The following is a 9,107-nucleotide window of genomic DNA, read 5'->3' as shown; positions in this document are numbered from 1 at the left end:
GTGCCCATGAGGCCGCCGAACAGGTTCGTCGACAGCGACTTGAAGTACGGCGCGAGGATGATGAGCGGTGCCGTCTCGCCCATGACGCGGGCGAGGCCGAGCAGCACACCGGTGACGATGCCGGAGAACGCCGTCGGGAGAACGATCTTGAGGATCGTCTTCCACTTCGGCACGCCGAGGGCGTACGCGGCCTCGCGCAGCTCGTTCGGCACGAGCTTCAACATCTCCTCCGTGGAGCGCACGACGACGGGAACCATGAGCAGCACGAGCGCCAGGCACACGGCGAACGGGATGCGGTCGAAGCCGAACGTCGTCACCCAGACGGCGTAGACGAACAACGCGGCGACGATGGAGGGGACACCGGTGAGGATGTCGACCATGAAGCTGACGATCTTCGCGGCACGGCCGCGCCCGTACTCGACGAGGTAGACGGCGGTCATCACGCCGATCGGCACGGCGATGAGAGCCGTGACGAAGGCCTGGATGAGGGTGCCCTGGATGGCGTGGGCGGCGCCGCCGGCGACCTCGCGGCGGCCGACGCCGCGCTGGCTCTTCGTCCACCAGTCGACGTGCAGGAGCAGCTCGCCGCCCTTCATGATGACGGTGGCGATGATCCACACCAGCGGTACGAGGGCGACGAGGAACGCGGCCCACATGACGACGGTGGCGATCGTGTTCTTCGTCGCGCGGCCGCCGGACTGGCCCTTGCCGGAGAGCGAGTTCTTCGACCGGGGCTCGGGAGCGGGGTTCTTCTCGAGGGAGTGGGCTGCGGTGCTCATTCGGTGAACGCCTTCCTGCGCTCGATGACGACACGGGCGATCGCGTTGACGACGAACGTCAGGATGAACAGGACGAGGCCCGCCGCGATGAAGGCCCCCGTCTTCGAGGGGTTGTCGAACTCGCCGGCGTTGTTGGCGATCTTCGAGGCGAAGGTCTCACCGCCCTTGAAGATCGAGAAGTTCCAACCCTCGCTGCCGTTGAGGGCGGAGACGATCATCATGACGGCGACGGTCTCACCGAGCGCGCGCCCGAGGCCGAGCATGGACGCGCTGATGATGCCGGGCTTGCCGAAGGGGAGCACCGCGGTGCGGATGACCTCCCACTTCGTCGCGCCGAGCGCCGTCGCCGCATCCTTGTGGGCCTGCGGCGTCTGCGCGAAGACCTCACGCGTCAGGGCCGTGATGATCGGCAGGATCATGATGGCGAGGATGATCGAGACGAAGGCGATGGTGCTCGCGGGGGAGGTGTCCGTCTTGGCGAACAGGGGGCACCAGCCCAGCACGTCCTGGATGACCTTGGCCACCGGGTCGAAGTACTGACCGACGGTGAACACGCCCCACAGGCCGTAGACGATGGACGGCACGGCCGCCAGCAGGTCGATGAGCGCAGCGCCCGGCTTCGCCAGCCACTTCGGCGCGTACTGCGTGAGGAACAGCGCGATGCACACGGCGAGCGGCACGGCGATGAGCATGGCGAGCACCGAGGAGGTGACCGTCACCCACAGCAGGCGGGCGATGCCGAAGTGCATCGGGCTCGAGTCGACGTCCCAGTCCTGGGAGGTGAGGAAGTTCGAGTGGTCGTCCATGATGGCGGGAACCGCCTGGATGACGAGGAAGGCTCCGACGAGCGCGACGAGGACGACGACGAGGAGGCCCGCGCCGCGCGCGAGGCCACCGAAGATCATGTCGCCCCTGCGGCCCGTCGCTGCGCGGTCACCGGAGGGGGCGCGTTCGCCGGGGCCCTCCCCGGGGGTGTGACCGTCGTCGGGGCCGGGTGCGTCGGCCACCGAGACGCCGGTGATTGAACTCATGAGGTTTCCTGCCTCTGCTCGAGCTGGTACGGGTGGAACGCGAGACTTTGGACTCGCTCCGACGCGCAGACGGGGTGCTCGGGCGCCGAAGCGCCCGAGCACCCCGTCAGGCGCTGTGCGTCACTGGATGGCGTTGACGGCCGTCTTGACCTTGCCCTGGATGTCGGCCGGCAGCGGCGCGTAACCCTGGGATTCGAGGTTCTTCTGGATGTCGTCGCCGGCGAAGTAGGTGAGGAACGACTTCACGGACTTGCCGATCTCGGCGTCCTTGTACTTCGAGCAGACGACCTCGTACGTGACGAGGACGATCGGGTAGGCGCCCGCTTCCTTCGTCGCGTAGTCGAGCTTGAGGCGCAGGTCGTTGCCCGTGCCGTCGATCTTCGCGGCAGAGATGGCCTTGGACGCCGAGGCGCCGGTCAGCTCGACGGCGCCCGCGCCGTTGTCGATCTTCGCGACCTGCAGCTCGTTGTCCTTCGCGGCCGACCACTCGGCGTACGTGATGCCACCGTCGGTCGACTTCACGGACGAGGTCACGCCGGCCGTCTTGGCCTTGCCTTCGCCCTTGCCCGTCCACTTCTTGCCGGGCTCGGCCGTCCACTTGTCCTTCGCGGAGGCGGCGAGGTACTTCGTGAAGTTCTCCGTCGTGCCCGACTCGTCCGAGCGGAAGAAGACCTTGATGTCCTTGGCCGGCAGGGTGACGCCCTTGTTGACCGCGGCGATCGCCGGGTCGTTCCACTTCGTGATCTTGCCGTTGAAGATGTCGGCGAGGACGGCCGGCGTCAGCGTGATCGGGTCTTTGACGTCCTTCAGGTTGTACGAGACGGCGATCGGGCCGGTCACCATCGGGATGTTCCAGGCCTCGGAACCGCAGGCCGTCTTGGCCTCGTCGGTCTCGATCTTGCCGTCCTTCGGCTTCGTCTTGAGCGCGGAGTCGGAGCCGGCGAAGTTGACCTGGCCGGCGATGAACTGCTTGATGCCGTTGCCGGAACCGGTCGCGTTGTACGTGACGTTGTTCTCGCAGGTCTTGCCGTACTTCTCGATGGCGTCCTGGATCGCGTTGTCCTGGGCGGAGGAACCCTCGGCCTTCAGGTCCTTCTTGCCGCAGTCGGCCGAACCCGAGTCACCGCCGGACTTGGCGGCGTCCGTCGCGCTGGAGCCTGCGGACTTGGCGCCGTCGGTGGCGGAGTCGGACGACTCGCTGCCACAGGCGGACAGGGCAAAGGCGCTGGCCAGCGCGACGCCGGAGATGCGGGCGATGCTCGTGATCTTCACGGGATACAGACCTCTCGTCACAAAGTATTTCCGGGCACGTGCCTGGACGCTTGGAACCTAGGTCGTTCACGTGTCGCGAATCCCCCTTCGAGGTAAACGTTGAGTGAACGCAGTCTGAGGGGTGTGAGAGGCCTTGGGGCAGTGGGAGATTGCCGGTCGGAATCGGTGCTCAGCGTTCCAGGGGTGGGGTGCGCAACCGCTCCACCGAGACGATCTGCGCCTCCTGGCCGCCACCGAGGACCTGGCAGACGAGCACCTCGCCCTTATCCATCCCGTGCGCCTTGATGTGGCCGAGGCAGCGACGCGTCGCCGACCCGGTCGGCGCGAGTGCGGACAACCCCGCGACGAGATCGGGGATGAGGGGGCGGTGAGTGCACAACGCCGTCGCATCGGCGCGCTCGAGGGCGCGCGTCAACTGGCGGGCGGCCTTCTCAGGACGAGCGGCGAAGGTCTCCTCCGACAGCGCGCTCTTAGTCTGCAACCGCGTCCCGCTCGCGGACGTGAACGGCTTGACCGTCTGCACGCACCGCGTCGACGACGACGACACGACGCGCTCAGGAGCCCACGCGCCGAGGACGGGGACGAGCGCAGCGGCCCGTGCGCGGCCGCGCTCGCTCAGCGGGCGGCGGGCGTCGTCGTCACCCCGATACGCGGCGCGTGCCTGGGCGTGGGCGTGACGCACGAGCAGCAGCGGCCACGTCTCGAGGCGGCCGTCACGCTCGGCTTCGAGCAGGGCGTCGAGGGGGATGCGATCGCGTGCGTAGCTGAGCGTGCGTCGAGCCGTCTCGACGTCGAGCCAGCGCACCTCGTCGACCTCGTGCTCGAGCACTCCGCTGCCGCCGACGACCTGGGCGGCCCAGTACCGGACGAGCTTCGTCGCGCCGTTGTCGAGGCCGTAGACGAGCTCGGGCAGGGGGATGCCGAGACGCACCCGCAGCCCCGTCTCCTCGAGCACCTCACGCGCAGCGGCCTGAGCGAACGTCTCACCGGGGTCGAGCTTGCCCTTCGGCCACGACCAGTCGTCATAACGCGAACGGTGCACGAGCGCCACCTCGATGCCGCTGCGGCGGCGGCGCCACACGAGCGCCCCGGCAGCAGGCACCAGCTCGGGGTTCTTGCCGCGCGTCACCGCCGGCGGGCCTTGCGACGACGCTTCGAGTACGCCTCGATCAGATCGGCCTGGTAGTCGTTCTTCGGCGCGCCGTCGGGCGTGAGGTTCTCCCGGATCCAGCGGCCCTCGGCGTCGAGACGCCACGACGAGGTCTGCGGGCTCATGCCGGTGGCGACGACGTCGACGACCGTCGCGACCTGACGCTCGTCCGTCAGCCGCACGAGCGCTTCGACGCGGCGGTCGAGGTTGCGGTGCATCATGTCGGCGCTGCCGATGTAGGCGATCGGCTCCTGGCCCTCGACGTCGAAGACGAACACACGGCTGTGCTCGAGGAAGCGCCCGAGGATCGAGCGCACCTCGATGTTCTCGCTCAGCCCGGGCACGCCCGGACGCAGCGCGGAGATGCCGCGCACGAGGACGTTGACCTTCACCCCGGCCTGCGAGGCGCGGTAGCAGGCGTCGATGATCTGCTCGTCGACGATAGAGTTGACCTTGAGCGACACGCTCGCGGCCTTGCCGGCCCTGGCCGCCTCGATGCACCGGTCGATCTGCTCGATCAGACCGGAACGCACCGAACGCGGCGCCACGAGAAGGCGCTTGAACTTGGCGCGCGGCGCCATGCCCGACAGCTGGTTGAACAGCCGGCCCAGGTCCTCGCCCACGTCGGGGTCGGTCGTGAGCAGCCCGAGGTCCTCGTAGAGACGAGCCGTCTTGGGGTTGTAGTTGCCGGTGCCGACGTGGCAGTAGCGGCGGATGCCGTCGCCCTCATGCCGCACGACGAGGCACAGCTTCGCGTGCGTCTTGAGCCCGACCATGCCGTAGACGACGTGCACGCCCGCGCGCTCGAGCTTGCGCGCCCACGTGATGTTGTTCTCCTCGTCGAAGCGCGCCTTGATCTCGACGACGGCGAGCACCTGCTTGCCGGCCTGCGCTGCGTCGATGAGTGCCGAGATGATCGGCGAGTTGCCGCTCGTGCGGTACAGCGTCTGCTTGATGGCGAGCACGTCTGGGTCGGCTGCGGCCTGCTCGACGAACGCCTGCACCGACGTCGAGAACGAGTCGTAGGGGTGGTGCAGCAGGATGTCGCTCGAACGCATCGCGCCGAGGATGTCGGGGGCCTCGGAGCGCTCGACCGGCGCGAGCAGCGGGTGGGTCTTCGGCATGAACCGCGGCCACTGCAGCTCGCTGCGGTCGAGATCGGCGATGTCACCGAGGCCGCGCAGGTCGAGCGGCTCGGGCAGGCGGAAGACCTCGTCGTCGCTGACGCCCAGCTCACGCGTCAGCAGGTCGAGGACGTGATCGTCCATGTCGTCGGCGACCTCGAGACGCACCGCCGCGCCGAAGCGGCGTCGCGTCAGCTCTTTCTCGAGGGCAGTGAGCAGGTTCTCGGCGTCGTCCTCCTCGACCTCGAGATCCTCGTTGCGCGTGACGCGGAAGGTGAATTGCTCGTGCACCTCCATGCCGGGGAACAGCACGTCGAGATGCTCGGCGATGACGTCCTCGAGGGTGACGAAGCGCGCGTCGTACAGCGGGTCCTCGCCTTCGCCCGTCGGCAGCTTGACCATGCGTGGCAGCAACGGCGGCACCTTCACGCGAGCGAAGTGCTCGCGGCCCGTCTTGGGGTCGATGAGCAGCACCGCGAGGTTGACCGACAGGCCCGAGATATACGGGAAAGGATGCGCCGGGTCGACGGCCAGCGGGGTGAGGACGGGGTAGACCTGCGCCTCGAAGTAGGTGCCCAGGTAGTCACGGTCTGCGTCCGTCAGCTGCGAGAGCTTGAGCAGGCGGATGCCCTCCTCCTCCAGGGCCGGGCGGACCTGGCGATGGAAGATGCCGGCGTGCAGATCCATGAGGTCGTGCGAGGCGCGCGTCAGGTCGTCGAGCAGCTCACGCGGTTCGAGACCGGACGCCGAGCGCACCGCGAGGCCGGCGGCGATGCGGCGCTTGAGGCCCGCCACACGCACCATGAAGAACTCGTCGAGGTTCGAGGAGAAGATCGACAGGAAGCGGGCGCGCTCGAGCAGCGGCACGTTCGGGTCGGTCGACAGCTGCAGGACGCGCTCGTTGAACTGCAGCCACGACATCTCGCGGTCGAGGAAACGGTCTGCGGGCAGCTCCGGCTCGTCAGCAGAGGCGGTCTTCGTCGACTTCGCCTTCTCCGTCGTGGCCGCCGAGCGCGCGACGTTGCGTGGACGAGAGGCCGCGCGTGGCTTGAACCGAGCGACGGCCGTCGACGGAGACGAGGGAGTGGTCTCGGGCGCCGAGTCGTCGGCGCGGCCCGCATCCTGCGGTTCCTTGGAGGCGGCGGTCTTGGGCGCAGTGCTCATGGCTCTATCTTCACATCGCCCGGGCAGGCGTGTGGACGTACATCACGTCGTGGGCAGCACGGACGAACCCACGCCGCGCGTAGGTGGCCTTGGCCGGTTCGTTGTCGCCCTCGACGTAGAGCTCGACGCTGCTCGCCCCCGCGTCACGCAGGTGAGCCAGGCCGAGGGCAGTGAGCGGCCCGGCGATGCCTCGTCCTTGACACTCGGGTGCGACCGCGACGACGTACACCTCGCCGGCCTCGTCGCCCGGCTCGTGCTTCGTCCAGTGTGAGGCGACGAGCTCTCCGCTCGCCTCGTCCCACACGAGGATCAGACCCGCCGGGTCGAACCACTCCTGCGCCTCGCGCTCGCGGAAGTCGGCGAGCGTCATGCGCCCCTGTTCGGGGTGATGCGCGAAGGCGCGCGCGTTGAGATCGACCCAGGCCTGCGCCTCGCGCTCGCTGCCGTCGTAACCGCGCGCGACCAGACCCGCGGGGAGGGCGACGTCGAACGTCTCGTCGGCGGTGAGCGGACGCGTCATGCGCCACAGCTCGCGCGCCTTGCGCGCACCGAGGCTCGCAGCGAACGCCTGGGCAGCGGGCAGATCGCCGTGGGCCCAAACGCGTACGGGCGTCGCAGTATCGCTCCTGGACTCGTCCAGGGCCACGAGCAGAGCCCGTGCGACACCCGCGCGGCGGGCGTCGGGCGCCGTCACGAGATCGCATCCGCTTGCATCTGACTGCGCGTCGACGAGCACGCCGACCGGTGAGCCCTCCCGGGAGGCGACGAGGACGCGGGCCGGTGGCGCGAGGCGCTCCAGCGCGAACAGCGACTCCTCGTTGAGGGCAGCCACACCGTCGCTCTTCGCCGCGGAGCGCGCGAGCGCCAGCACGGCGTCGACCTCGTCGGGGCGGGCCGGGTGGACGTCGAGGTTCTGTGCGTCGATCTTCATGGCGTTCACGCTAGCGCGCACGGGTGACAACCGCGGAACGACGGGAGATGCAGAAGCCAAGATCGCGCCGGGAGCGCTGCTCGCGTCGGCCCGCACGGAAGCGTCACGCGCCGTTCACGCCACCATCGACGAAGCGGTACCCGACGTTGCGGACCGTGCCGATCGACGTCTCGTGCTCGGCTCCGAGCTTGGCCCGCAACCGTCGCACGTGGACGTCGACGGTACGCGTGCCGCCGTAGTAGTCGTAGCCCCAGACCTCTTGCAGCAGCTGCGCGCGGGTGAAGACCCGCCCCGGGTGCTGCGCGAGGTGCTTGAGCAGCTCGAACTCCTTGTAGGTGAGGTCGAGCGACCGCCCACGCACCCGCGCCGAGTACGACTCCTCGTCGATGACGAGGTCGCCGGCGGTGATCTGCGTGTTCGCCTCGTCGGGCTGCGAACCGGCGCGGGCCAGAGCCAGACGGATGCGGGCGTCGACCTCGGCGGGGCCCGCGACATCGAGGACCACGTCGCTGATCAACCACTCGGGGGTCAGTGCGACGAGGCCGCCCTCGGTGAAGATGGCGAGGACGGGCGTACCCGGCCACGCGGCCTCGACCATGCGGGTGACGCCGCGCATCGCGACGAGGTCGGTGCGCGCGTCGACGATGACGACGTCGGCGTCGAGCGGAGCGGCGAGCCGCTCCGGGTCGGGCGTGCTCACGCGCACCCGGTGGCTCAGCAGCCCCAGCGCAGGAAGCACCTCGACGCTCGCGCCGCGAGCCGTCGTCAGAAGCAGGAGGTGCGCCACGCGTCAAGACTACGGTTAGCGTGGAGAGGCTGCCGGAGCATGGTCGAAGGATGGAACATCGGATGACGACAGACGTAGACGCTCGCCCGAATGTGCGGGTGCGCTACTGGGCGGGTGCGGCGCAGGCCGCCGGGTGCGACGAGGAGAACCTGCCGCTCGCGGTGGGTGAGGCGCGCCAGAGCCCCGAGCTCACCGGCCGCGACGTACGCGCGCTCATCATGCGGGCCCACCCCGACATCGAGGCCGTGCTCGCACGCTGCAGCCTGCTGCACGGCGGCCGTCGCCTCGCCGATGACGCCTCGTTCGAGCCGTCAGACGTCGTCGAGGTGCTGCCCCCGTTCGTCGGGGGATGAGCCGTCAGGGGATGAGCACCGGCGCGCGGGATGCGAGGATGGGCGCGTGACCTCCGCCAAACCACCGACGCCGTCGATGCGCGCCTCCGGCGCGTGCGCCGGAGCTGTTGCGTCCGCCGCGATCTGCGCGGCGTCCTTCGCGCCGGTGACGCTGATCGCGCTCGTCTTCGTGGTACTCGGGTGTGGGCTCGCTTGTGGGTGGCCACGCCTCGTCGATCTGCCGAGCCCGCGCGGTACCTCGTCGGTGCTCGTGGGCACCGCCGCCGCCCTGGCCGTCACGATGCTCGCCAGCGATGTCGGAGACCGCACGCGGTGGGCCGGTGCCGTCCTGTGTGTCGGTCTCATCGCGAGCTTCCTGCACCAACTGCTGCGCCAGGACGGGCGTCCGCGCCTCGTCATGACGCTCGCCGGGACGGCGCTCGGCCTCGGCGTGCTCGGGGCCGGCGCCTACTTCATCGATGCCGCCGACTCGTCGCAGACGCGTCACCTCATGCTCGCCACAGGCCTCGCGACGCT

The 9,107-nt window shown here is 69.2% G+C and carries 8 protein-coding genes and 1 pseudogene; 2 read left to right on the top strand and 7 right to left on the bottom strand.

What is annotated here, in order from left to right:
* The 7 genes from pstA to AX669_RS02245 form a co-directional block, all read right to left on the bottom strand.
* On the bottom strand, window positions 1-779 hold a 779-nt coding region (gene pstA / locus AX669_RS02275; protein WP_062256295.1), incomplete at its 3' end, for a phosphate ABC transporter permease PstA.
* A complete protein-coding gene (gene pstC / locus AX669_RS02270) occupies window positions 776-1,810 on the bottom strand; it encodes a phosphate ABC transporter permease subunit PstC (protein WP_038569351.1) in 1,035 nt (344 codons plus the stop codon). The genes pstA and pstC, both read right to left, overlap by 4 nt.
* A 120-nt stretch (window positions 1,811-1,930) precedes the next feature.
* The gene (gene pstS / locus AX669_RS02265) at window positions 1,931-3,082 is read right to left on the bottom strand and encodes a phosphate ABC transporter substrate-binding protein PstS (RefSeq protein WP_062256292.1); all 1,152 of its coding nucleotides are present in this window, start codon (window positions 3,080-3,082) and stop codon (window positions 1,931-1,933) included.
* A gap of 169 nt (window positions 3,083-3,251) precedes the next feature.
* Window positions 3,252-4,211: an NUDIX hydrolase gene (locus AX669_RS02260; protein WP_062256289.1), complete on the bottom strand. Its 960-nt coding sequence runs from the start codon at window positions 4,209-4,211 to the stop codon at window positions 3,252-3,254.
* A complete protein-coding gene (locus AX669_RS02255) occupies window positions 4,208-6,520 on the bottom strand; it encodes an RNA degradosome polyphosphate kinase (protein ID WP_062256287.1) in 2,313 nt (770 codons plus the stop codon). Before AX669_RS02255 ends, AX669_RS02260 begins: the two co-directional genes overlap by 4 nt.
* Before the next feature lie 10 nt (window positions 6,521-6,530).
* Window positions 6,531-7,451, bottom strand: a complete 921-nt coding sequence (gene mshD, locus AX669_RS02250; RefSeq protein WP_062256284.1) for a mycothiol synthase — start codon at window positions 7,449-7,451, stop codon at window positions 6,531-6,533.
* Window positions 7,452-7,554: 103 nt separating this feature from the next.
* On the bottom strand, window positions 7,555-8,238 hold the full coding sequence (locus AX669_RS02245; protein ID WP_006946497.1) for a response regulator transcription factor: 684 nt from the start codon (window positions 8,236-8,238) through the stop codon (window positions 7,555-7,557).
* A gap of 62 nt (window positions 8,239-8,300) precedes the next feature.
* Here AX669_RS02245 and AX669_RS02240 point away from each other — a divergent pair, with 62 nt between their 5' ends.
* Window positions 8,301-8,591, top strand: a complete 291-nt coding sequence (locus AX669_RS02240) for a hypothetical protein (protein WP_082740501.1) — start codon at window positions 8,301-8,303, stop codon at window positions 8,589-8,591.
* 46 nt (window positions 8,592-8,637) lie between these two features.
* Window positions 8,638-9,107 (top strand): annotated as a pseudogene (locus AX669_RS02235) (hypothetical protein); the annotation flags it as partial.

Origin of the sequence: Dermacoccus sp. CCH2-D9 (assembly GCF_001556795.1) — a bacterium.
Lineage (GTDB): Bacteria > Actinomycetota > Actinomycetes > Actinomycetales > Dermatophilaceae > Dermacoccus > Dermacoccus nishinomiyaensis.
This window is presented reverse-complemented; position numbering and strand designations above follow the sequence as displayed.